Genomic DNA, 21,739 nt, shown 5'->3' with positions numbered 1-21,739 from the left:
CCCTTGCCCTCCGCCCGCTCGGTGCCGCCGACCGGGCGGAGGGCAAGGGTCGCCAGCCTGGAGCGCGAAGGGCCGGCTGCTGCCGGTCAGCCGGGCCCGGGCACGAGCGGGGGCGTGCCGGTTCGGCCGGGCGTGGCGGCAGAGCGTGCGGGGCTGTGCGCGAGGCACGTCAGAACCAGCCGGCGAGGACACGCTCAAGACGACACACCGCCCGGAAGATCACCATCAGTATCCGGTGGGTAGTCGACCTTGATTCGCCCGGGCTGGCGAGTGGCAGCGAAGGGTGTCCCGGCCGGCCGGCAGGCGGTGTGGGATCCCGGATTCCGTGTCCTCTCCCCACGGGCGATATCCCACCGCGTGGCCAAAAGAACACGGGAACGGAAATCGGTAGGTGAATCGCCGCTGCCCGAGCCAAGGGTTGTTCCGCAACGGCGGGACGCAAGTGAGATGACCTCTCATGCCATCAGTGTGCTCGCGACCACTGGCAGCGCCCCCGCGGCCCGGCAACGCCCATCTGGACACGGTGGGCGGCGACGACCGGCGGTGCTGGCGGGGTGCTGGCGGTGCTGGGATTCCGAAGGAACCGGCCGGCCCCGGGCGCTCGCCGAAGGCCCGGCCGACGCGGGGGCGGCGAAAAGGTTGGTGTGCAAGGCCGACGGAACCAGGTAACGTCTTGGTCATGTTCTTCCAGACCCCGATTTACGAGTGAGCGCGTGATGGGCCCCTGCTGACGTCCTTCGACGTCGCCGCCCGTCCCCCACCGATGAATCCGTAGATCACTTCACTTCACTTCACCACAGGGAGAACCCACGACCGTGAGCAAGAACATCAACAACCCCGTGGGCATGGGCGGCGGCCAGCGCAAGAAGCAGTCCCGCGCCGAACGGCAGAACAACGGTCCGCACCGCAACCTCGACCGCCAGGGTGCAGCCGACCAGAAGGCGGAGCTGGTGCGCAAGATGCGCGAGAAGGCAGGAACGGCTGAGGGCGCCGGGCAGGCGGGCGGCGACACAGTACAGGGCTGACGCACCGCCGCCGCAGCGCGGCACCGCACGGGGCAGGGGCTCGGACCGCGACGCGCGGTCCGAGCCCCTGCTGCCGTACCGGGCGCGGCCGGTCCCGCTCAGCTGTCGGCCGACCACCCGCGTCTCAGCTCAGCCGACCACCCGGGGCAGCCGCAGAATCGGCAGCCCCGTCACCGCCACCACCCCGAGCTGCACCAGCAGCTCAGCACGTCCCCGTGCCCAGCCCGGGCAACACCGCACCCGGCGGCGGCAGAGGATGTGGACACGGCCGCAGGACAACACTGGTGGACACCTCGGAGGGACAACCGCGAAACCCGCTGGCCAGAACGACTCCGGCGGACAGGCCGATGCGGCTGGGGGGCAAGGGGTTGCGGGCGCTGGCCATATCCAGAGGGATGTTCGGGTCTGGATCGTCGGGGGAGCCGATCTGGGGCGGACAGGTGCTTCGCTTGTGGAAGCAGGGTCACGTGAATCGCTTTGCTGAAAAATCCACTGCGGGAGTGCCGTGCGACTTCCTTCGCCGCTGGCGTATTTGCTACCGAGAGGCGGCCCCGAGGTGTGGAATGCTCCGTGTCGGGGCCGCCTCTTGATTCTGTCGAACTACCCGTTTCTGCTGCCTAGTTGTTCAGATCGAACACTGCCGTGACCGGTGCGTGGTCGGACCACCGCTCGGCGTGGGTGGCGGCGCGTTCGACGTAGGCCTCGACGGCTTTGTCGGCCAGGGTTTTTGTGGAAACAACCAGGTCGATGCGCCAGCCGGAGTCGTTGTCGAAGGCGCGGCCGCGGTAGGACCACCAGGAGTAGGGGCCGGTGCGGTCGGGGTGGAGGGCGCGGACGACGTCGACGTAGCCGGCCTCGTCGTAGACGCGGGAGAGCCAGGCGCGCTCTTCGGGGAGGAAGCCGGCGGACTTCTGGTTGGCCTTCCAGTTCTTGAGGTCCTCGGGCCGGTGGGCGATGTTCCAGTCGCCGCAGACGACGACCTCGCGGCCGTCGGCGGCGGCGCGGGTGCGCAGGGCGGTGAGGTGGACGAGGAATTCCGCCATGAAGCGTTCCTTCTCGTCCTGGCGTTCGGTGCCGACTTCACCGGAGGGGAGGTAGAGGCTGGCGACGGTCAGGCCGGGGAGGTCGATTTCGATGTACCGGCCCGCATCGTCGAATTCCTCGGAGCCGAATCCGATCACCGTGCGCTGCGGCTTCTCGCGGGAGAGGATGGCGACGCCGGCCCGGCCCTTGGTGGCGGCCGGGGCCCAGACCGCGTGCCAGCCGTCGAGGTCGCGAAGTTCGGCGGGCAGCTGCTCGGGTTCGGAGCGCACCTCCTGCAGGCAGACCACGTCGGCCTCGGTGCCGGCCAGCCATTCGACGAAGCCCTTCCTGGCCGCTGCCCGGATTCCGTTCACGTTCACACTCGTCACCACGATCACCCGGGCAGCCTACCGACTGGTCGTCCCCGTCCCGAATCGTGACGCGCGGGGCCGAGGGCCCGGGTGGCCGGGCTCCGCGGAATGTGGACTCCGGGATTCCGGCGGAGGTGGATGCAGAGGTGGATGCGGAGGTGGATGGTGACAGTGACTGACAGGACCTGTCGTGAACGCGGCATGAAGATGTGCGACAGTCCCATCGAGCGGCGCCATTGGTCTTGACCATCTTCGGACGGAGCGCCTAGGGTCACTTACTGCAAGGACCTTTAATAAAGAAGGACGGATAAAGGCCCGCTCTCCCACCTGCCGCAACTGCGGACGGTGGGCCCGGGATCCGCCCTCCTTGTCTCAGGGCGGACAGCATCAGGGTGGAGGACGCGGTGGGGACGACAGGACAGCTTTCTGCGGTGCCGGAGCCGAAGTACTGGCACCTGCGCACGGTGCTGCTGCGGGCCATCGACTCGGAGTTCTCCATCGGTCAGGTGCTGCCCAACGAGCGCGAGCTCTCGGCCCGCTTCGGCGTCGCCCGGGCCACGCTGCGGCAGGCTCTCGACCAGCTGGAGCTGGAGGGCCGCCTGGTGCGCCGCCGGGGGATCGGCACTCTGATCGCCGCCCCGCGGGTCGGCGTCCCGGTCAGCCGGCAGGAGGAGGGCTGGCCCGGCGCCGCGCGCAGCCAGTCCTGGCGGACGCTCGACTGCACCACCGCCCCCGCCTCCGCGCAGCTGGCCAAGGGCCTGGGCATCGCCGAGGGCGCCACCGTGCACACCGTGCGCCGGGTCCGCCTGGTGGAGGGCCGCGCGGTCGCCACCGAGGCGCTGCACGTTCCGGCCGCCGCCCTGCCGCACCTGCCCGGCTTCCGCGCCGAGAGCGACCGCGCCCGTTCGGTGCTGCGCCAGCTGGAGCGCCTGGAGGTGGACGGCGAGTCCCGCTCGGTCGAGCTGGGCGTCGCCGAGGCCGAGCAGGCCGCCCTGCTGGAGCGCCCGCCCGGCGCCCCGGTCCTGGTCATGACCACCCAGTACGCCGCGGCCGGCCGGCTGGTGGCGCTGGGCGTCGCCACCTACCGGGCGGACACCTGCAAGCTGACCTTCGGCGAGGCCGGACTCGTCGAGGTCACCCCGGTCGGTGCGACGGCCGAGGTCCGCACCGCCTCCTGAACCATCTTCCGAACACCCTCAGGCCGAGGCCCGGACGCCAACTGGCGTCCGGGCCTTTGCCGTTGGCGGCGTAGCATCGGAGGCTCCGGCAGTGCGAAGGGGGAGGGCGGGGTCGTGAACCTGGTCGTGGAGCTGTGGGCGAAGTCGGAGATACCGGCGTACGGCGGGCTGTTCAGGGCGGACGGAACGGCGCGGGAGGTGTTCTTCGACGGGCCCGGCTCGCTGCACCTGGAGCTGGGCGAGCCGTTCGAGGTCGAGGAGCCCACGTACGAGCACAAGATCGGCGTGGATGGCGAGGCCGAACTGCCGGACGGGCGGGGCTACGTCTGCTGCGGTGGCGGGGGCATGGGCGACCAGGGCTTCCTCGCCCGGCTCGACGGGCAGCGCCGGCTGGTGTGGGTGCTGACGTCGACCGAGGGCAACCCGTTCCTCCGGGTGTCCGTCGACTGGCCGCTGGCGCACTTCGTCAACGACTGGGGCACCGTCCTCACCCTCGACCTGACCGACCCGGACTACGCGCCGTGACGGCGGAGCGGTTCCAGGACCGGCCGGTCCGGGTGATCGAGTCGGAGGGGTCCGACCCGGACACCTGGGTGTGGGAGTTCCGGGACGGGCACCTCGACACCCGTGGGTCGGTGCTCGCCGTCGTCGTACCCGAGGGCGGGCACTGGGAGGACGCGGTGCTGAGCATCCCTCCGGACGTCGGCGCGCTGCCGGTCGACTTCGTCCGCTGGGCGCTCGACGTCGCGGAGCGACGCCTGCGGGGGTGACGGAGCGGCCCCCGGCTCCCCAGCCCCCAGCTCCCCAGCCCCCAGCTCCCCGGCCCCGCAGGCCGGCCCCGCGCCGCGCCCGACGTCAGGCCCGCGCCGCGCCCGACGTCAGGCCCGCGCCGCGCCCGACGTCAGGCCCGGGGCGGGTCCACCGCGAAGAGCTGCTCCTCGACGTGGTCCAGGGCGACGCGCAGGGCGCCCATCGCCACCACCTCCGAGCCGAGCGCCGCGAGGGCGACCTCCGGGGCGCGCAGGGTGAACTGGGACAGGCGTTCGCGCAGCGGGTCCAGGACCCCGTCGAGGCCGGCCGCCCAGCCGCCGATCACCACCAGCTGCGGGTCGATGGCGAGGACCAGCGCGGCGACGCCCTGGACGAGGCGGGTGAGGAAGCGGTCCATGGCGACCTTGGCGACCTCGTCGCCCTCCCGGGCCAGCCGCAGCACGCGGGCCACGGCGGCCTCGTCCAGCGGGTTGAGGGGCTTTCCGGTGGTGGACAGCAGCCGCTCGGGGGTGACCTCCTGGCCGAGCAGGTGCAGGGCGCCGATCTCGCCGGCCGCGCCGCCGAACCCGCGGTGCAGCCTGCCGCCGATGAGGGAGCCGGCACCGGGGCTGAGGCCGGCCATCACGAAGACGACGTCGTCGGCGCCGACCGCCGCCCCCTGCCAGTGCTCGGCGATGGCGGCCAGGTTGGCGTCGTTCTCGATCAGGACCGGGCAGCGGAAGGAGCGCCGCAGCCGGGCCCCGAGGTCGAGCCCGGTCCAGCCGGGCATCGCGGTGCCCAGCTGGACGGTGCCCTCGCGGTCCACGATGCCGGGGGTGCCGATGCCGACCGACCACAGGTTGTCCCGGGAGATGCCGGCCTTGCGCAGCACCTCGGCGACGGCGGTGCGGACGGCGGCGAGCCGGTCCTCGGCGTCGAGGGTCTCGTCGACCGGCTTGAAGTGACTGCCCACCACCTCGCCGGTGAGGTCGGCCAGGATGACCCGGATGTCGTGCACGCCGATCTCGATGCCGAGGATGTGCCCGGCCTCGGCGCGGAAGCGGAACCAGCGGGCCGGGCGGCCGCGGCGGCCGGGGCCCGGCTGGCCCTCCTCCCGCGGCTGCTCGACCTCGGCGACCAGCCCGGTCTCGACCAGACCCTCGATCACGCCCTCGACGGTCGGGCGCGAGAGCCCGGTCTCGCCGACGAGCTGAGTGAGGGTCACGGAGTGGCCGTTGCGCAGCGCCCGGAGCGTGACCGCCGCGTTGATCCGCCGCAGCAGCGAGGAGTCTCCTCCGGTGAGCCGATCCGCCAATGCGATGCCCTTCGCCGTTCGCGCGACTGCCCTGGCGCGCGGTGTCGAGTGCGCGGTGTCCATCGAGTGGCCCGCGGGGGTGCAACCCCCGGAGAACGCGGCACGGCGGCAGGGGGCCGCCTGCGCGAGGGCCGGAGGACATGCGGAGCCTACCCGGGGACGGAGCCGGGCGGCGAGGATCCTCGCAGCTCATCCAGGCTTCGGTATCGAAATGGTACGGATCGGGTGGCAGTGCGTGATCCGGACTTCACCGCTCGGCCACGGTGGACGGGTGGGCGAGCCGCCGGGACAGCACCGACGGGAGGGAACGCTCCGACAGCAGCGAGCCGAGGCCGCGGCGGGACCCGGCCGACAGGACACTGAGGGTGGAGCAGGCCGAGCCGATCGAGCCGAGGGAGAGGACGGATCCGATCGAGCCGATGGACAGCACCGACCCGATCGAGCCGATGGACAGCACCGAGCCGATCGAGCCGAGGGAGAGGACGGATCCGATCGAGCCGGTCGACAGCACCGACCCGATCGAGCCGATCGACCGGACGGACACGATGGAGCCGATCGAGCGGACGGAGCCGATGGACCCGCGGGCGGGTCGGGCCGGAGGCGCGGAAGTGGTCATGACTCTTGAGAGTAGCCAGCCGCACCCCCGGGCGTCCGTCAGTCCACCCGGGCCGCGAACAGTCGCTGCCCCAGCAGTGCCATCGGGTGCTCGTCCTCCGGCAGGGTCAGTACGGTCGGGCAGCCCGCGGCGGTCAGTGCGGCCCGCCAGTGCTCCGCCGGGCGGGCGGTGGGGCCGTGGGCGTCGCCGGTGATCAGCAGGTCGAGGTGTTCGGCGGTGGGCGCGAGCAGCAGCAGCCGGCCGCCGGGGGAGAGCAGCCGGACCAGGGCCGTCACCTCCTGGTCCGGTTCTCCGGCCGCGGTGACGGCCGCGGTCGAGGCCGGAGCCGGAGCCGAGGCAAAAGCCGGGGCCGGGGCAAGAGCCGGAGCCGGAGCCGAGGCAAAAGCCGGGGCCGAGGCAAAAGCCGAAGCCGGAGCCGCTGTCACCGTGGCGACGACGACGTCGTAGCGCCCGCCGTCGGGAACGGAGTGGTGCTCGACGGCGTGCCGGGGCCGAGTGGCGGCGGCGAGGGCGCGGGCGACGGCGGGCTCGCCGCCCTCGGGGTCGAGTTCGAGCACGCGCAGCGGCCCGGGCCCCTGGTGGGCCTCGGCGGTGCCGCGCACCAGCGCGCCGAGGGCGGCGCCGAGGTAGCCGCGGGCGGCGGCCCGGCGGACCGGGGTGGCGGCCGGCCGGGGGGTCTCCTGGCCGGTGATCACCCGGGGCAGCCGCAGGGCGTCGCGCCGGACCCGGGTGAGGGCGGCGGCCGGGCCGAGCCCGTCGGCCCAGGTCTCGACGGCGGGGCGCCAGGTGTCGCGGACCTCGGCGGCGGCCGGGCCGGGGCGGCCGCGGAAGACCGGGCCCTGGGCGCCGCCGTCCTGGCGGGTGATCAGGCCGTGCCGGGCGAGTGCGTCCAGCCAGCGGGCGACGCGGGGGCGCTGGGCGGGGGTGACCATGGCCGCGGCGAGCACTTCGGCCTCGGGGTGGCCGCGGGCGGGGTCGGTGAGCACGCCGCTCTGCTGGAGGGTGTGCAGCAGTGCGGCGAGTACGGCCCGGTCGAGCTGGGCGCCGAAGTCGCGGACCTGGGCGGTGGTGATGCCGATGCTGTGCTTCCAGGCGGCGGCGGTGGCGTTCTCGGTGTCGGCGCGCAGCCGGCGGTCGGCGGCCTCGGTGTTGCTGTCGGGGGCGCGGACGTGGGCGAGGACGGCCCCGAGGGCGTCGACGGCGGTGTAGACGTCCTCCTGCCGGGGTTCGGGGCCGACGTGCAGGACCAGGCGCAGCGCGCCGAGGTCGTGGGCGGTGAGGTCGGGTTGCCGGCTGAGGTGCCAGAGCAGGGCGGAGGGCAGGCTGAGGTGGGTGGTCCGGGCGGCGGCGACGGCCCGGAGCTGCTGTTCGGGCCGCTGGTCGGGGTCGCCGCAGTGGACGGTGCCGCCGGCCAGGAGGGTGGCGAGGGCGAGGTCGACGGCGAGGTCGGTGACGGGGTGGAGCACGGTGTGCCGGATCGGGGGCGTGCCGAGGACGCCGGCCCAGTAGCGCAGCCGCTGTTCGGCGGCCCGGGCGGCGGAGGGCGGGAGCGCGGCGTGCTCGGCGACGCGCCGGGCGAGGGCGCGGGGCAGGCCGCCCGGCGGGGAGACGCCGAGCAGCAGGCCGATGCCGCTGATCGCGCGCCCGTCGGCGACGACGGCGGGTCGGTCGCCGAGTTCGCGCAGCGCGCTGACCAGGGCGGGAGTCGTGGGCACGGTGATCACTCCGGGGTGCGGGGCGGAAACCGCACTACTGAACCATGGGGGCGGGGCGGTGAAGGCCGGTGGCAAGTCAAACTTCTGTAATGATTTTCATATCGGACAGCCAAGCTGTCGAGGTGAAGTCACCTCGAAGTGGTCGGAACTTCACATTCCGGAAGCCTCGTGCGATCCCTTGACAGGTGGTTCGGGTACTGGATCAATGGAGCGAACAGGGCTGACCGAACGATCGGTCGGTGCCCCTGGCAGGGGAACCCCGGCCGAGCAGCGAAGGAGCGATGATGACCGGCACCGCACCCGTCCCGCACCGACACCTCGGGGAGCCGATCCCGCCGGAGCTCCTGGACGCCGGTGAGCGGATGAGCCCGGACGAGCTGCGCGCCCACCAGCTCACCCGGCTGCGGGCCACCCTGCGGCACGCGTACGACAACGTCGAGCTCTACCGCCGCAAGTTCGACGCCGCCGGGGTCCGCCCCGAGGACTGCCGCACCCTGGACGACCTCGCCCGCTTCCCCTTCACGACCAAGGCCGACCTGCGCGAGGGCTACCCCTTCGGCATGTTCGCCGTCCCGATGGAGCAGGTCCGCCGGATCCACGCCTCCAGCGGCACCACCGGGCTGCCGACCGTGGTCGGCTACACCGACAACGACCTCTCCATGTGGGCCGACGTGGTCGCCCGCTCGATCCGCGCGGCCGGCGGCCGGCCCGGCGACAAGGTGCACATCGCCTACGGCTACGGGCTGTTCACCGGCGGCCTCGGCGCCCACTACGGTGCCGAGCGGGCCGGCTGCACCGTCATCCCGGCCTCCGGCGGCATGACGGCCCGCCAGGTGCGGCTGATCCTGGACTTCGAACCCGAGATCATCATGGTCACCCCGTCCTACCTGCTGACCCTCCTGGACGAGTTCGAGAAGCAGGGCGTCGACCCGCGCGGCACCTCGCTGCGGGTCGGCATCTTCGGGGCCGAGCCCTGGACGGAGGAGATGCGGCGCGAGATCGAGGAGCGGCTCGACCTGCACGCCGTCGACATCTACGGCCTCTCCGAGGTGGTCGGCCCCGGCATCGCCCAGGAGTGCGTGGAGACCAAGGACGGGCTGCACATCTGGGAGGACCACTTCTACCCGGAGGTCGTCGACCCGCTGTCCGATCGGCTGGGGGCCGACGAGGTGCTGCCGGACGGGGAGGGCGGCGAACTGGTCTTCACCTCGCTCACCAAGGAGGCCCTGCCGATCATCCGCTACCGCACCCGCGACCTCAGCCGGCTGCTGCCCGGCACCGCGCGGCCGGCCTTCCGCCGGATGGAGAAGGTCACCGGGCGCAGCGACGACATGATCATCCTGCGCGGGGTGAACGTCTTCCCGACCCAGATCGAGGAGATCCTGCTGCGCACCCCGGGCGTCGCGCCGCACTTCCAGCTGCGGCTCGGCCGGCAGGGGCGGCTGGACCACATGACCGTCCGGGTCGAGGCCCGGCCGGAGGCCTCCGCCGAACAGCGGGCGGCGGCGCGGGCGGCGATCGTCCGGGCGGTGAAGGACGGGGTCGGGATCACCGTGGCGGCCGAGGTGGTGGACCCGTACACGCTGGAGCGCTCGGTCGGGAAGATCAAGCGGGTGGTGGACGAGCGGGGGTGAACGAGCGGGGGTGAACGAGCGGGGGTGAACCCGGCCGTCGGGCACACAGGTGGGGGCGTCCAGCCGGACGGGTGGCGGGGAGCACCCCCGCGCGGGCCCTATGCTGCGGACATGCCGAGTGAGCTGCGCACTCTCCGATCCGCTCTCCCGCCCGCCCTTCAGACCGCCGAGGACCTCGCCTTCATCCGGCGGGAGACCGAGCTGAAGCCCGTCCCCTTCGTGCCCGAGATCAGCCTGCACATGGCCGAGGACGCCATCGCCCTGTGGGAGACCACCGAACGGGCGCGTGGGGAGGACGGGCTGCCGCCGCCGTTCTGGGCCTTCGCCTGGGCGGGCGGGGTGGCGGTCGCCCGCTACGTGCTGGACCACCCCGAACTGGTCGCCGGCCGTACGGTGTTGGACGTCGCGGCCGGCTCCGGGCTGGTCGGGGTGGCCGCCGCGCTGCGCGGGGCCACGGACGTGCGCGCCGCCGAGATCGACGCCTACGCGGTGGCCGCGATCGGGCTGAACGCCGAGGCCAACGGGGTGCGGGTGGACGGCGCCCTGGTGGACCTGGTGGACGGCGACGGCGGTCCCGCCGAGGTGGTGCTCGCGGGCGACGTCTTCTACGAACGGGCCATGGCTGCCCGCTTCCTGCCCTTCCTGGAGCGGGCCGCGGCGCGCGGCGCGACCGTGGTCGTCGGCGACCCGGGCCGGGCCTACCTGCCCCGCGAGCGGTTCACCGCGGTGGCGGCCTACCAGGTGCCGGTGGTCGCGGACCTGGAGGACACCGCGGTCAAGACCACGACGGTGTGGCGGCTGGGCTGACGGTCGAGGGTGTGACGGCAGGGGCGCCGTCCGGACGGCCGCCGAGCGCTGGCGGCCGGTTGCGGGGCATGGTCGGCTGGGGGCGATGCGTGTGCGAACGGCGTCGTTCGGCGTCGTTCGGCACCGTTCCGGCGCACCGCCGGACCCGCTCACCCGACAGGGGACCACCATGACCACCACCGTGAACGGACTCAGGCTCGCCCCGCCCCAGGCGGTCGCCGACCTGCACGCCGGCCTGCCCGACTTCGAGCAGGCCCTCGCCTTCTACCACCAGCACCTGGCACCGGACACCGCGATCGACCTGTCCGTCGCGGAGAACGTCCTGCTGTACCACCACTCGATGCAGGGGGACGTCTTCGACAAGGTCCGGCTGATCCCCGAGGCGAACATCAAGTACATGGCCCCGGTCGGCATACCGTGGCTGCGTCAGCAGGTGGCGGACCTGCTCACCCGGGCGTTCGGCCGCACGGTCGCGATGGACGACGTGTTCGGCTGCGCCGGGGTCTCCTCCGCGCTGGAGTGCATCGCCTTCGGGCTCATGCGGCGGCAGGGGACGGGCGGCGAGCCGCTCAAGCCGGGGGACGAGGTGCTGATCCCGGCGCCGTACTGGCAGGGCTTCAACTGGTCGTTCCAGGAACGGCCCAAGCTGAAGTGCGTCCCGGTGCACCTGCCCACCCACGGCGAGGACCGCTACCGGCTCACCCTGAACCTGATCGTGAACGCCTACGAGGCGCGGAAGGAGGCGGGGCACAACCCGCGGCTGCTCGTCCTCACCAATCCGCACAACCCGTTGGGTGTCAACTACCCCAAGGAACTGCTCGACGAGATCTACGACTGGGCGCTCGCGCACACCGATCTGCACATCATCTCGGACGAGATCTACTGTCATTCCCAACTCGACACCGGTACGACGCCGTTCACCAGCGCGGTGGCCCTGGACGCGTACCAGAAGCATGCCGACCGGATCCACCTGGTCTGGGGCTTCGCCAAGGACTTCGGGCTGTCCGGCTTCCGCACGGGATTCGTCGTCTCCAAGAACGAAGCCGTGCACCGCGCCATGCTCGGCAGCGACGACCCGGCCGAGCAGACCCGCGCGCTGCCCTGGTTCACCCCGTTCGACTCGCTGAAGACCTACGTCGTCGGGGAGTTGTTCAAGACCACCCTCGACGGGGAGCCGTACCCCGTGCGCGCGATGCGCGACTACCGCGGACTGCTGAGCGCGAGCTTCCGCAGGACCAAGGACGCCCTGGACGCCGCCGGGATCGAGTACGTCCACCAGGACGGCGACAACGCCGCGATGTTCTTCTGGCTCGACCTCACCAGGTACCTCGGCAAGCGCGCGCCCGGCGAGCACGTCAACGGGCTGCCGGCCATCGGGCCGGACGGGCTCGACCCGAACGAGGAGTGGCTGTTCCGCTACCTCGCCGCCAAGCCCACCGAGGTCTCCCTGCTGCCCGGCGGGACCATGCACAACGCGGAGCCGGGCTTCTTCCGGCTCTGCTTCACCAGCCGGATGCCCGAGGACGTCGAGGCCGCCGTGCGGCGGGTGGGCGTGGCGCTGCAGCAGCTGAAGTAGCCGGAGCGGCTCAAGCGGCTCAAGTAGCCGTACGGCGAGCGGCACCGGGTACGCCCCGGTGCCGCTCTTCGCGAATCAGCCGATCAGCCGCGCAGGCGGGCCAGCCAGGCCTCGACCTCGTCGGAGCGGCGCGGGAGGCCGGCGGAGAGGTTCTCGTTGCCGTCCTCGGTGACGAGGATGTCGTCCTCGATCCGCACCCCGATGCCCCGGTACTCCTCCGGCACCGTCAGGTCGTTCTCCTGGAAGTAGATGCCCGGCTCGACGGTGAGCACCATGCCGGCCACGAGCGGGCCGTCGACGTGCTCCTCGGTGCGGGAGTGGGCGCAGTCGTGGACGTCGATGCCCAGCATGTGCCCGGTGCCGGCCAGGGTGAAGCGGCGGTGCAGGCCCAGCTCGTACACCTTGTCCGCGCTCAGGTCGCCGAACAGGCCCCAGGAGGTGAGGTGTTCGGCGAGTTCGCGCTGGGCGGCGCGGTGGAAGTCGCGGAACTGCCCGCCCGGGCGCACGGCCGCGATGCCGGCCTCCTGGGCCGCGTACACGGCGTCGTAGACCTTGCGCTGCAGCTCGGTGAAGCGGCCGCTGACCGGCAGGGTGCGGGTGATGTCGGCGGTGTAGAGGTGGTTGGTCTCCACGCCCGCGTCGAGCAGCAGCAGGTCGCCGGGCCGGGCGTGCCCGCTGTTGCGCACCCAGTGCAGGGTGGTCGCGTGCGGGCCGGCCGCGGCGATGGTGCTGTAGCCCACGTCGTTGCCCTCGACCCGGGCCCGGACGAAGAAGGTGCCCTCGATCAGCCGCTCGGCGGTCTCGGTGTCGGTGCCGAGGACGCGCACCACGTCCTCGAAGCCGCGGGCGGTGGCGGCGCAGGCGAAGCGCAGCTCCTCGATCTCGAACGCGTCCTTGACCAGGCGCAGTCCGGACAGGAAGACCTCGAACTCCTCGTCCCGCTCGGCGACCGCCCGGTCCGCGAGGGCCTCCTCCACGCCCGCGTCGTGGCGGCGCAGCACCCGCGCGGGGCCGGTGGCGGCGCGCAGGTCCGCGCGGACGGCGCGCACGTCCCGGCAGGGCAGGCCGAACAGCCGCTCGCTCTCGGTCAGGCTGTTGCGGCGGCCGTCCCACAGCTCGCCGTGGCCGTCCAGCCAGAACTCGCCGTTGTCGACGCGGGAGCGGTCGCGCAGGTAGAGCACGGCCTCGTGGCCGACGGCGCCGGTCGGGGTGAGCACCAGGACGCCGTCCTGGGACTGGTCGCCGGTCAGGTAGGCGTAGTCGGAGGAGGGGCGGAACGGGTAGTCGGTGTCGTTGGCCCGGACCTTGGGGTTGCCGGCCGGGACCACCAGCAGCTCGCCGGGGAAGGCGGCGGACAGCTCCGCGCGGCGGCGGGCGGTGTGCGCGGCCTGGGGGACGGGCTCCAGGGCGGTGCGCTCGGTGTCGGCCCAGCCCTGCGTCATGCTCTCCGCGAGCTCGTCCGTGACCCCGCGGGTCAGGCCGTTCTTCCGGTACTTGATGGTCTCGGCGGGATCGGTGGTCTCGGCGGGCTCGGCGGGCTCGGTCACTGAGGTCTCCTGGTGAGGGTGAGGGAAGCGCGGTGCTTCGCTACGCTTCCCCGTCCGTCGGTGTGCGTCCCGTACGGTATATCGAACAGTGCCGGGTGAGAAGAGGTCGAGAGTGAACGATGCCGAGGAATCCGTCCGGAGCGTCCTCGCCGCCAACCTGAAGCGGGTGCGGGCCCAGCGCGGACTGTCGCTGTCCGAGCTGTCCCGGCAGGCCGGGGTCGGGAAGGCGACGCTGTCCCAGCTGGAGTCCGGGGCCGGGAACCCGACGCTGGAGACGGTGCTCGGGCTCTCCCGGGTGCTCGGCGTGCCGATCTCCGACCTGGTCGAGGCCCGGCCGGGCGGCGAGGTCACGGTGGTGCGCGCGGCCGAGACCGAGGTGCTCAGCGGGCGGGGCGTCGACCTGCGCCCGCTGCGCCGGATCGAGTCCGGGGACGCGGTGTTCGAGCTGTACGACCAGGTGGTGCGCACCGGAGCCGCCCAGGACTCCGGGGGCCACACCGGCGCCGAGCACACCGTGGTCCAGAGCGGCCGGCTGGGCGTGCGGGTCGACGGGCGCGAGATCGAACTCGGCCCCGGCGACTACATCGGCTTCGACGCGGCGCTGCCGCACGCCTACACCGCGCTGGACGGCGAACAGGTCCGTTCGGTGCTGGTGCTGCAGTACCGGGCCGAGCAGCACGGCCACCTCGCGGAACCGGTCCGGCCGGCCTCGTGGGGGCTCTGGCACTGAGCGGGCGGAACGGGTTCGGCCGCGCTGCCCGGTCGTTCGGAATACCGAACGGTTGATCCGTGCGTCATGATGATCACCATGACGGACGCACTCACCTGGCTCGCCGAACCCCAGTCGATCGCCTACGGCGGCTACAGCGTGGTCCTGGCCCGCGGCCTGGAGCCCGAGGAGCTCGTGGCCCGGATCGCCGAGGAGCTCCCGGGGTGCACCGTGCGCCCGCTCGGCGAACTCACGGCGGACGACCTGCTCGAGGAGTACGAACTCGCGTTCCCCGGCGACATCGAGGACATCGGGCTGCGCCACGGGCGCAGCGGCGACCTCGCCTTCGCGGTGGTGTACGGCTACTGGCAGGGCGAGCTGAGTGTGTCGCCGTCCGCCTCGCGCGGCGGCGCCGAGGTCTACCACCTGGAGTTCGAGGAGGAGAACGGCAAGCCGGTGCCGCCCTTCTTCCGCGGCCACCGGGACGGCCGGGAGACCTGCTTCCTCAACCTCCACCTGGACGCCAGCTGGGGCCCCAACGGCGTCCGGGGCGAGCCGGCCACCGTCGCCGCCCTGACGGCCGAACTGGCCGCCGCCGGGCTGCCCGACCACGACCGCGCGGGCGACGACCTCCACCGCACCTGCCTGGAGGTGCTCGGCCGCCACTTCGGCCTCACCCTGCCGCGTGCTCCGGTGCTGGACGGCGCGCTCCCGGCGGTCCTGCTGGAGACCGACTGACGGGGCGGCCGGGCGACCGGTCGGCGCCGTTCCGCCGCGTTCCGCCGCGTTCCGCCGCAAGGCGCCGCCGGCGGGAGCCCTTGAGGGACGCCCCGCGCCCAGCGGCCGTCCCGTCAGCGGTCGGTGGTGCGCAGGTCCAGGTGGTAGCGGTCCGACCGGGTGCCGTCCCCGTGGCACGCCCGCCGGTCGAGGAGGAAGCCCGCCCGGTGCGCCACCGCGGCGGAGGCGGTGTTCTCCGGCTCCACCTGGATCACCGCCTCCACGCCGCCCTCGGCGGCCGCGTACCGGGCGGCCAGGAGGACCGCCCGGGTCGCCAGGCCCCGCCCCCTCCAGGACGGGTAGAGGCCGTACGCGATGTTCACCTGGCCGGGAGCCAGGCCTTCCCCCGAGAACCGCAGGTCGACCGTCCCCGCGAGCACCTCGCCCGGCTCCACGCGGATGCCGAACGCGCGGAGCGGCCCGGAGGTCTGCCACTGTTCCCGGCAGTGGCGGAGGTACGTCTCGACGCCCTCCCTCGTGCCGGGGCCGCCGTTGAGCCAGCGGACGAGCGCCTCGTCCTCGCCGAGGAGATGGGCCTCGGCATCGTCCGGGGACAGCGGGGACAGGGTGACGACGCCGTCGGACGGCTTCACTTCCTCCATGCGGTGATTGTCGACACGGCCGCCGCCCCGCGCCAACGGTTTGCCGGAGAACGACGGCGGGGGCGGCCGGCCGGGGCTACCGGCTAGCCGCCCCCTGCCCCGACCCTGCTCCCCCCGGCGGCCACCGAGGAGGGGGCGCGCCGGGCGGGGTGGGGTGCGGGGGTCGGGGCCGTTGCTCAGCCGAGCGTCAGCGACCTGGAGTGGGTCCGCCAGGCCTCGTCCACCGAGACGGTCTCACCCTTGTAGCTGGGGCTCGCGTAGCCGGTGGCCTGGACGCCGGTGAACAGGTTGAACCAGCAGTTGGCGTACGGGCGCAGCGAGTACACGTGGTTGGTGAGCGGGGCGGGGATGTCGAAGGAGTAGTCGGCGCTGTTGCCGTTGTAGCAGTCGTGCGGGCCGGTGAAGGTCACGGACTCGCCCTCGAAGAAGAAGTCCTGGAAGATCGTCCCCAGGACGACCAGGTTGGAGAGGCTGCCGGAACCGTTCAGCTCCTCGGTGAACTTGGTGTCCCGGGCGGCCGCGGCGGCGGTCAACGGAGCGTCGACGACCCGCCCGCCGGTGGCGAACTTGATGGCCTCCCGGTAGCTGCCGAAGCACTTCGACTGCCCGCCCTCCGCACTCACCACGCAGTTCCGGGCCGAGCCGCCGGCCGCCGCGGGCTGGGCGACGGCGGTGGCAGCGCCGGACAGGGACAGCGAGATCGCCGCCGCCGCGAGGACGGCACCGGCGCGCTTGAAGGAGCGTGTCATCGTTGATCAACTCCTGGATCGGATAGGTGACTTGACGCGCCTCCGTGCTCATCGGAGGGCCTGGCGACGATTCTGTGCCAGGTGGGTGGGCGAGGAGAATCCCAGAAATCTGGGACATGTACGCGTCACCTTTCGGCGCGACGGCCCGTCCGGGCGCGGGGCCGTCGGTGCGGACGTCGAGGTGTGCGGTCCGGCGCCCGGGCCGGGTCCCGGGGCGTCAACCGGCCGTTCGGATATCCGCCCTGAGGTGCGAACGGTGCGGGAACGGTCCGTGAATTGTTCCCCGGTCGGGTGAACCGCCCGGCCGGCCCCCGGGGCCCTGCGGGCATCATGGGCCGCGACGCGGGACGTCGCGGACCAGGGAGTCGACCGATGGGAAGGCCGATGGCGGAGTTCGGCTGCGCGAAGTGCTACGGCGAGGACGAGCGGGCCGTGTGGGGCCGGCAGCGGGAGGGCTTCGAACACGAGGCGGAAGTGGTGGGCGGCTCGCGCTTCGCCGTCAACCTGCGGCGCTGCCTGGGCTGTTCGCAGCAGTTCGTGTGGATCTTCACCGAGGTCGTCGACTGGATGGGCGGGGACGACGCCCAGTACGTGACGATCATGCCGGTGACGGCCGTCGAGGCGAGCGGCCTGAGGAGCGGAACGCTTCGGCCCCAGGACCTCGGCGCCCTCGGTCGCGGCCGCCGTCACCTGAACCACGACTGGCCCACCGGCGGCCCGGCGCGGCTGCACTGGCGCTCCGGCCGTTTCCTGGTCGCCGAGGGGCGGTAGCTCCTCCGTCCGGCGCCCGGAGCGGTGCGGCGGCTGCCGCCGTTCCGGGCGCTCGCTACTTCCGTCGACCGGGGCGGTGGGTGAGCTTCCTCTCCGCCTTGAGCAGCAGCGGGAGCAGCGCGTAGACGACGACCGGGACGACGAGACCGGTCATGACCAGGGTCCGCAGCACCAGCGGCAGGCGCCCGAGGTGGGGGCCGAGCAGGGCGAAGGCGGCGGTGATGGTCGGGTAGACGGCGAGCCAGGTGAGCAGGGCCCGGCGGTGCACGGACGGGGCTGCGGGGGCCGGTGCGGTGATGCTGTCGGTGGTCAAGGCGGTTTCCTCCCGTGAGTGAGCGGCTGGAGGCTTTGGATGCCCCAAACTCCAACCCGTCGGTTGGAGTTTGGCAGGCGCGCACGCGGATGTCCAACCCTTTGGTTGGAGATTCGCGCTATGGTGATGCCATGGCCTGGGACACCGCACGCACGCAGCAACTCCTCCTCGACGCCGCCGTCGAGGAGTTCGCCGAGTTCGGCCCGGACGGTGCCCGGATCGCCCGCGTCGCCACCCGGGCGGGCGTGAACAAGGAGCGGATCTACCAGTACTTCGGCAGCAAGGACCAGCTCTTCGCCGCGGTACTGGCGTCCGAACTCGGCAAACTGGCCGAAGCGGTGCCGCTCACCCCGGCGCCGGGGCTGGAGCTCGGCGACTACGCCGGACGCGTCTTCGACTACCACTCGGCCAACCCGCACTTCTCCCGCCTGCTGGCCTGGGAAGGGCTGCAGCGCGGCACGGAGTCCGAAGCGCTGGCGGCGGAGCCCGAACGCACCGCGCACTACGGGGAGAAGGTCGCCGTCCTCGCGGCCGCGCAGCGGGCGGGCGAGCTGGCCGACGACGTGGATCCGGGACGGCTGATGTTCGCGGTGATCGGCCTGGTGAACGCGTGGTTCACGCTCCCGCAGATGGTGCGGCTGCTCCTCTCCGGCGCGACCGACCCGGCGGCGGACCGGGAGGCACTGGTCACACTGGTACGCCGCCTGACGAGGCCTGCGGCGGGGTGAGCGGGCGGAGTGGGCCGCGCCCGGAGCGGGCGAGGCCCACTCCGCCACCACTTCTCAGATGCTGCCGAAATCACCGGACTTGATGCCGGCGACGAAGGACTGCCAGGCGTCCATGCCGAAGGCGAGCTGAGGGCCGTCGGGGTCCTTAGTGACGTCAGAACCACCGGCGTTGGCGTCGTTTTGCTCGCTTTAGCTCCGCCTGAAAGTCCTTGACTACCCCAGGATCAATATCCATTACGTAAGAGAAGTCCAAGGATATTGGTTCCGTTGGCGCCATTGGCCCGAGGGTGGAGAGCTGGTCAAGCCTCGCCAGTAGGTCGGCGATGAAGGCCCGGAATTCTCGAATGGACTTATCGACAAATTTTGCAGCCGCATCGACAATCCGGGAGAGATTCTCAGGAGCGCTTATGGATCTCACTGAAACGGACCACTCGATCAGGCTCCCGTAGGTGCCGACCAGCCGCCGTGCGAGGTGCTCGATCAGAACCGGGTCGCCTGGTTCCCCTGGTGCGCCGAAAGCCCTCTCCTGGGCGTCGGGGGAGAGCCATACTTCCACCCGATGGGCGATGTCTGCTGCCTCGTGGAATGCTGCAGATATATGATTGGACAAATCTTCTACATTGGTGAAGGTGGGACCGGTTGATCTGTATCCAAGGCTATAGTCAAACCATCTCGGTTCCAGCTCCTTTATTCCAATGTGCAAATATCCAACATAAATGAGATACTCCCAGGCCGGCGGTCGGCGCAAAGTCATCGAGGTAATTAGATCTAGAGATCTGGGGACGGGTTCAAAGTAACTGGAGCAGGCGTCTTCAATTGCGTCTCGCTTGAATGTTGAATCAAGTGGAGGTGGTGTCGCATTGTAATTGATCGTCATGTTGCCGATCTCCGATGCCTGAACCATCGGGCCGGAAACCGTCCCGGACATGTCGTTATGGACTGTCCGTGGAGCGTTGGGGGATCTTTCGGCACCTTCGGGCGTCAACGCTGCTCCTTCATTCGATGTCGAGGTAAAGATTGACACGCGGTGGATGATGATTCGCGTGGCCAGATGCCTAGACGACCTGGCGTAAGACTTGGATGCGTCGGAATGTGATGACGTTAGGCCAGTTTGAGAAATGCCTGACGGATGTCCAGTAGATGAGCAGGGTGTTGATCTGCTCGACAAGGCGCCGTACGGCTTCGAGGCCAGAGTCGTGCGGCACACTGCGGCGTGCGCCTGCGGCTACGACAGGTACTGCCGAATGCTGTGGGACGTCCAGGCGCCGCTGGGGCTTGGTGGTGTCGTGGCGGTTGCCGCAGGTCACGGTGATGGCCGGTAGTGTGCTGCGACTGTCGGTGATCACGTACCGCTCCCGAGTCCGGTCGGGCGATTGATCGGGTCCGACTGTGATTGGCCTGCGGCGGGCCTGGCAGGGCGAGTTCCTGTGTACCGTCCGCAACGAGTCCGGCTCGCCGGCTCGGTGCAACTCGGTCAGCAGCACCTGGTGCAGCTGGCCTTAGATCCCGGCCTCGTGCCAGTCCGTAGCCAGTGCCAGCAGGTGATATCCGGGTCGACGGCGAGCTTCTGAGGCAGCCACTCCATCGGATGCCCACGTTCAGCATGAGCGGACTTGGACACCACCGTTCTGCTAGCTCCTCTCAGGCGGTTCCGAACTCACCGGACTTGATGCCGGCGATGAAGGACCGCCAGGCGCCGATGCCGAAGTCGAGCTGAGGGCCGTCGGGGTCCTTGCTGTCCCGCACAGGGAGGATGCCGGGGTGGCCCGGTGCGACCTCGATGCAGTTGCCGCCGCCACTGCTGTACGAGGACTTCAGCCAGGAGACGGGCTTGGAGGCCGCGATGGGGAACATGGCGTGGAACTCCTTGAGACGCGTGCGGATGAGGGCAAGCGAGTCCGCACATGAGAGGGCTTGGACCTGGAGCCAATCGTAAGTCCTTGCGAGGGAGTGGATGTTGTCCTGGTTCTCTCGCTCCACGTAGCCCCGTTGGATGGTTTCGAGGTAGGCCATCCACGCCCCGCTCGGGGAGGTGAGCAGCGTGAACGGCAGGAGCGACGGGAGGTTCTCGCCGAGGCTGGACGGCGCGATCTGCAGCACGACGTGCGGAAGGCCGGCGACATTCTCCAGCCGGCGAAGCTGTTCGGCCATGACGAAGGGACCACCGACGGGCCGCAGGCAGCTCTCTTCCATGACGATGCGGATCGAGGGGGCGGGTTCCTGGTAGAGCACGGCTTGGCGCGCCATCCGGACATTGACGCGTTCGCTGACCTTGTCATCGGGGATCTCGCCCCGTCGGGCCTCGGCACTGACGATCGCGGAGGCGTAGGCCCGGGTCTGGAGCAGTCCGGGGATGACGTTCAGCTCGTAGACCTTGAAGGCCGTGGCCTTGCGCTCGTGCTCGATGAAGGCGACGAATCCGCCGATCAAGGTGCTGCTCTTGGCAGTCCAGTACAGGAGTTCAAGCGCCTCGCAGGTGTCGAGTTCCCTGTCGCACCGGCGTACGAGGTTCAACGGCGCGGGGCGGTCTCCGTTCTCGATCATGGAGATGAGTGAATCGCTGTAGTTGGTCCGCCGTCCGAGCTCGATCTGCGTGAGCCCCCTCGCCCTGCGGAAGCGTCGCAGCTGAACGCCGATGGCCGCGTTCGGAGATGAGGTTGGGTCTACTTCCCGCTGAGGCATGGTGATCACCGATTTCCACAATGCTCGCTGTCAAAGTGAAGCTCTTCTGATACTAGTCGCGAGCAGACACTCTTGGTGAGGGGATGGCAACAGAGAGAGACTAGTCGGTGAATATGACGAACAATCAAGGTGCCGAAAGCCTGGTTCTGCGGCGGAGCTTTCCGCCCTGCCGCTGCGCGCAGTGCGGCGACTCCATCCCCGAGGCGCGGGTGAACGCCTCCTCCCTGACCCCCGCGGCGCCGGCCGCGCGGCGGGTGGCGCCGCCCTCCAACCCCTACCGCCCCTCCACCGTCGGCGAGCGGGTCTTCGACGTCCGCTCGGGACGCTGGGCCGCCTTCATGGGGTGGCAGCACGGCCGCGCCTACCTCCGGCCCCTCGGCGGCGGCATCGAGTGGGACGCCGAGGCGCGTTGGATCACGAACACCGAACAGTGAGATGCCCGATGAGCAGCATGATCGACAAGATCACGGCCGAGGACCGTCGCACCGCGGCCGACGTCCTCGACGACCTCCAGGCCGTCCTGAGCGCCGCCGACGTGAAACTCCCGTCCCTCGGGATCGACTGGCGCTCGGCCAAGGCCACCGGCGTCGTCCTGATCGACCTCGGGGCCGCCCGGCCGGACGTCATCGAGCGGCTGGTCGTCGTCCTCCGCAGAGGTATGCGGCCGTCGCCGCCAGCGGCGTGATCGTCGTCGGAAGCCTCGCGGTCGCCGCCGTCGCCGCCCTCATGATCCCGGAGGGCGTATCGACCCCGGCGAGTGCCATGGTGTTCGTCCTCGTCTTCCTCGCATCCGCTACGGGCGGATTCGCGTTCGCCGCAGGGTGGATGAGGGCGCACACGTAGCAGCGCGG

General features: G+C 71.3%; 24 protein-coding genes and 1 pseudogene. 13 read left to right on the top strand and 12 right to left on the bottom strand.

Going from position 1 to position 21,739, the window contains the following annotated elements:
* The first annotated feature begins 815 nt into the window (after positions 1 to 815).
* Positions 816 to 1,025, top strand: a complete 210-nt coding sequence (locus ACFVUY_RS20185; RefSeq protein WP_387731621.1) for a DUF6243 family protein — start codon at positions 816 to 818, stop codon at positions 1,023 to 1,025.
* Between the two features lie 617 nt (positions 1,026 to 1,642).
* Here ACFVUY_RS20185 and ACFVUY_RS20180 read toward each other — a convergent pair.
* Entirely contained in the window at positions 1,643 to 2,446 is an 804-nt protein-coding gene (locus ACFVUY_RS20180) for an exodeoxyribonuclease III (RefSeq protein ID WP_387731618.1), read from the bottom strand.
* A 377-nt stretch (positions 2,447 to 2,823) separates the two neighbouring features.
* On the opposite strand from ACFVUY_RS20180, the gene ACFVUY_RS20175 reads away from it, so the two are divergent.
* The 3 genes from ACFVUY_RS20175 to ACFVUY_RS20165 all read left to right on the top strand — a co-directional run bounded on the left by ACFVUY_RS20175 (position 2,824) and on the right by ACFVUY_RS20165 (position 4,367).
* Positions 2,824 to 3,597: a GntR family transcriptional regulator gene (locus tag ACFVUY_RS20175; protein ID WP_387731616.1), complete on the top strand. Its 774-nt coding sequence runs from the start codon at positions 2,824 to 2,826 to the stop codon at positions 3,595 to 3,597.
* 114 nt (positions 3,598 to 3,711) lie between these two features.
* A complete protein-coding gene (locus ACFVUY_RS20170) occupies positions 3,712 to 4,122 on the top strand; it encodes a hypothetical protein (RefSeq protein WP_387731613.1) in 411 nt (136 codons plus the stop codon).
* Positions 4,119 to 4,367: a hypothetical protein gene (locus ACFVUY_RS20165; RefSeq protein WP_387731610.1), complete on the top strand. Its 249-nt coding sequence runs from the start codon at positions 4,119 to 4,121 to the stop codon at positions 4,365 to 4,367. The genes ACFVUY_RS20170 and ACFVUY_RS20165 overlap by 4 nt, the downstream gene beginning before the upstream one ends.
* Positions 4,368 to 4,498: 131 nt before the next feature.
* Here the strand turns inward: ACFVUY_RS20165 and ACFVUY_RS20160 are convergent, their stop codons facing one another.
* The 3 genes from ACFVUY_RS20160 to ACFVUY_RS20150 form a co-directional block, all read right to left on the bottom strand.
* Positions 4,499 to 5,662, bottom strand: coding sequence for an ROK family protein (locus tag ACFVUY_RS20160; protein ID WP_359899623.1), 1,164 nt, complete (start codon positions 5,660 to 5,662; stop codon positions 4,499 to 4,501).
* A gap of 247 nt (positions 5,663 to 5,909) precedes the next feature.
* Positions 5,910 to 6,278: a hypothetical protein gene (locus ACFVUY_RS20155; protein WP_387731607.1), complete on the bottom strand. Its 369-nt coding sequence runs from the start codon at positions 6,276 to 6,278 to the stop codon at positions 5,910 to 5,912.
* Positions 6,279 to 6,316: 38 nt separating this feature from the next.
* Positions 6,317 to 7,993, bottom strand: a complete 1,677-nt coding sequence (locus ACFVUY_RS20150; RefSeq protein WP_387731604.1) for a hypothetical protein — start codon at positions 7,991 to 7,993, stop codon at positions 6,317 to 6,319.
* 281 nt (positions 7,994 to 8,274) lie between these two features.
* Here ACFVUY_RS20150 and paaK point away from each other — a divergent pair, with 281 nt between their 5' ends.
* The 3 genes from paaK to ACFVUY_RS20135 all read left to right on the top strand — a co-directional run bounded on the left by paaK (position 8,275) and on the right by ACFVUY_RS20135 (position 12,010).
* The gene (gene paaK / locus ACFVUY_RS20145) at positions 8,275 to 9,627 is read left to right on the top strand and encodes a phenylacetate--CoA ligase PaaK (RefSeq protein WP_387731601.1); all 1,353 of its coding nucleotides are present in this window, start codon (positions 8,275 to 8,277) and stop codon (positions 9,625 to 9,627) included.
* A gap of 111 nt (positions 9,628 to 9,738) precedes the next feature.
* Entirely contained in the window at positions 9,739 to 10,434 is a 696-nt protein-coding gene (locus tag ACFVUY_RS20140; RefSeq protein ID WP_387731598.1) for a class I SAM-dependent methyltransferase, read from the top strand.
* Between the two features lie 169 nt (positions 10,435 to 10,603).
* Entirely contained in the window at positions 10,604 to 12,010 is a 1,407-nt protein-coding gene (locus ACFVUY_RS20135; protein WP_387731595.1) for a pyridoxal phosphate-dependent aminotransferase, read from the top strand.
* Positions 12,011 to 12,093: 83 nt separating this feature from the next.
* Here ACFVUY_RS20135 and ACFVUY_RS20130 read toward each other — a convergent pair whose 3' ends face one another.
* The gene (locus tag ACFVUY_RS20130) at positions 12,094 to 13,557 is read right to left on the bottom strand and encodes an aminopeptidase P family protein (RefSeq protein ID WP_387731592.1); all 1,464 of its coding nucleotides are present in this window, start codon (positions 13,555 to 13,557) and stop codon (positions 12,094 to 12,096) included.
* A gap of 112 nt (positions 13,558 to 13,669) precedes the next feature.
* Between ACFVUY_RS20130 and ACFVUY_RS20125 the strand changes: the two genes are divergently transcribed.
* Positions 13,670 to 14,287: a helix-turn-helix domain-containing protein gene (locus tag ACFVUY_RS20125; protein WP_387731589.1), complete on the top strand. Its 618-nt coding sequence runs from the start codon at positions 13,670 to 13,672 to the stop codon at positions 14,285 to 14,287.
* 78 nt (positions 14,288 to 14,365) lie between these two features.
* On the top strand, positions 14,366 to 15,004 hold the full coding sequence (locus ACFVUY_RS20120; protein WP_387731585.1) for a hypothetical protein: 639 nt from the start codon (positions 14,366 to 14,368) through the stop codon (positions 15,002 to 15,004).
* Between the two features lie 113 nt (positions 15,005 to 15,117).
* Here ACFVUY_RS20120 and ACFVUY_RS20115 read toward each other — a convergent pair whose 3' ends face one another.
* Together ACFVUY_RS20115 and ACFVUY_RS20110 are read right to left on the bottom strand one after the other, a co-directional pair.
* Positions 15,118 to 15,645, bottom strand: a complete 528-nt coding sequence (locus ACFVUY_RS20115; protein WP_387731582.1) for a GNAT family N-acetyltransferase — start codon at positions 15,643 to 15,645, stop codon at positions 15,118 to 15,120.
* A gap of 176 nt (positions 15,646 to 15,821) precedes the next feature.
* Positions 15,822 to 16,394, bottom strand: a complete 573-nt coding sequence (locus tag ACFVUY_RS20110) for a hypothetical protein (protein WP_387731579.1) — start codon at positions 16,392 to 16,394, stop codon at positions 15,822 to 15,824.
* A gap of 372 nt (positions 16,395 to 16,766) precedes the next feature.
* Here ACFVUY_RS20110 and ACFVUY_RS20105 point away from each other — a divergent pair, with 372 nt between their 5' ends.
* Complete coding sequence (locus ACFVUY_RS20105) at positions 16,767 to 17,165, top strand: hypothetical protein (protein WP_387686966.1); 399 nt, start codon at positions 16,767 to 16,769, stop codon at positions 17,163 to 17,165.
* Between the two features lie 55 nt (positions 17,166 to 17,220).
* On the opposite strand, the gene ACFVUY_RS20100 is transcribed toward ACFVUY_RS20105, so the two are convergent.
* Positions 17,221 to 17,478: a hypothetical protein gene (locus ACFVUY_RS20100; protein ID WP_387686968.1), complete on the bottom strand. Its 258-nt coding sequence runs from the start codon at positions 17,476 to 17,478 to the stop codon at positions 17,221 to 17,223.
* Between the two features lie 131 nt (positions 17,479 to 17,609).
* Between ACFVUY_RS20100 and ACFVUY_RS20095 the strand changes: the two genes are divergently transcribed.
* Complete coding sequence (locus ACFVUY_RS20095; protein ID WP_387686970.1) at positions 17,610 to 18,206, top strand: TetR family transcriptional regulator; 597 nt, start codon at positions 17,610 to 17,612, stop codon at positions 18,204 to 18,206.
* A 54-nt stretch (positions 18,207 to 18,260) separates the two neighbouring features.
* On the opposite strand, the pseudogene ACFVUY_RS20090 reads toward ACFVUY_RS20095, so the two are convergent.
* The 4 genes and pseudogenes from ACFVUY_RS20090 to ACFVUY_RS20075 all read right to left on the bottom strand — a co-directional run.
* A pseudogene (locus ACFVUY_RS20090) lies at positions 18,261 to 18,347 on the bottom strand (DUF397 domain-containing protein); the annotation flags it as partial.
* Positions 18,348 to 18,360: 13 nt separating this feature from the next.
* Positions 18,361 to 19,230, bottom strand: a complete 870-nt coding sequence (locus ACFVUY_RS20085) for a hypothetical protein (protein WP_387731576.1) — start codon at positions 19,228 to 19,230, stop codon at positions 18,361 to 18,363.
* A gap of 31 nt (positions 19,231 to 19,261) precedes the next feature.
* Complete coding sequence (locus ACFVUY_RS20080) at positions 19,262 to 19,552, bottom strand: hypothetical protein (RefSeq protein ID WP_387731573.1); 291 nt, start codon at positions 19,550 to 19,552, stop codon at positions 19,262 to 19,264.
* Between the two features lie 295 nt (positions 19,553 to 19,847).
* Positions 19,848 to 20,888, bottom strand: coding sequence for a Scr1 family TA system antitoxin-like transcriptional regulator (locus tag ACFVUY_RS20075; RefSeq protein ID WP_387731648.1), 1,041 nt, complete (start codon positions 20,886 to 20,888; stop codon positions 19,848 to 19,850).
* A gap of 113 nt (positions 20,889 to 21,001) precedes the next feature.
* Here ACFVUY_RS20075 and ACFVUY_RS20070 point away from each other — a divergent pair, with 113 nt between their 5' ends.
* On the top strand, positions 21,002 to 21,322 hold the full coding sequence (locus ACFVUY_RS20070; protein WP_387731570.1) for a hypothetical protein: 321 nt from the start codon (positions 21,002 to 21,004) through the stop codon (positions 21,320 to 21,322).
* A gap of 8 nt (positions 21,323 to 21,330) precedes the next feature.
* Positions 21,331 to 21,573 (top strand): hypothetical protein, encoded by a 243-nt coding sequence (locus tag ACFVUY_RS20065; RefSeq protein WP_387731567.1) that lies wholly within the window; start codon positions 21,331 to 21,333, stop codon positions 21,571 to 21,573.
* The last annotated feature ends 166 nt before the right edge of the window (positions 21,574 to 21,739 follow it).

The sequence above is a fragment of the Kitasatospora sp. NPDC058063 genome, assembly GCF_042885395.1.
GTDB lineage: Bacteria > Actinomycetota > Actinomycetes > Streptomycetales > Streptomycetaceae > Kitasatospora > Kitasatospora lactacystinica.
This window is presented reverse-complemented; position numbering and strand designations above follow the sequence as displayed.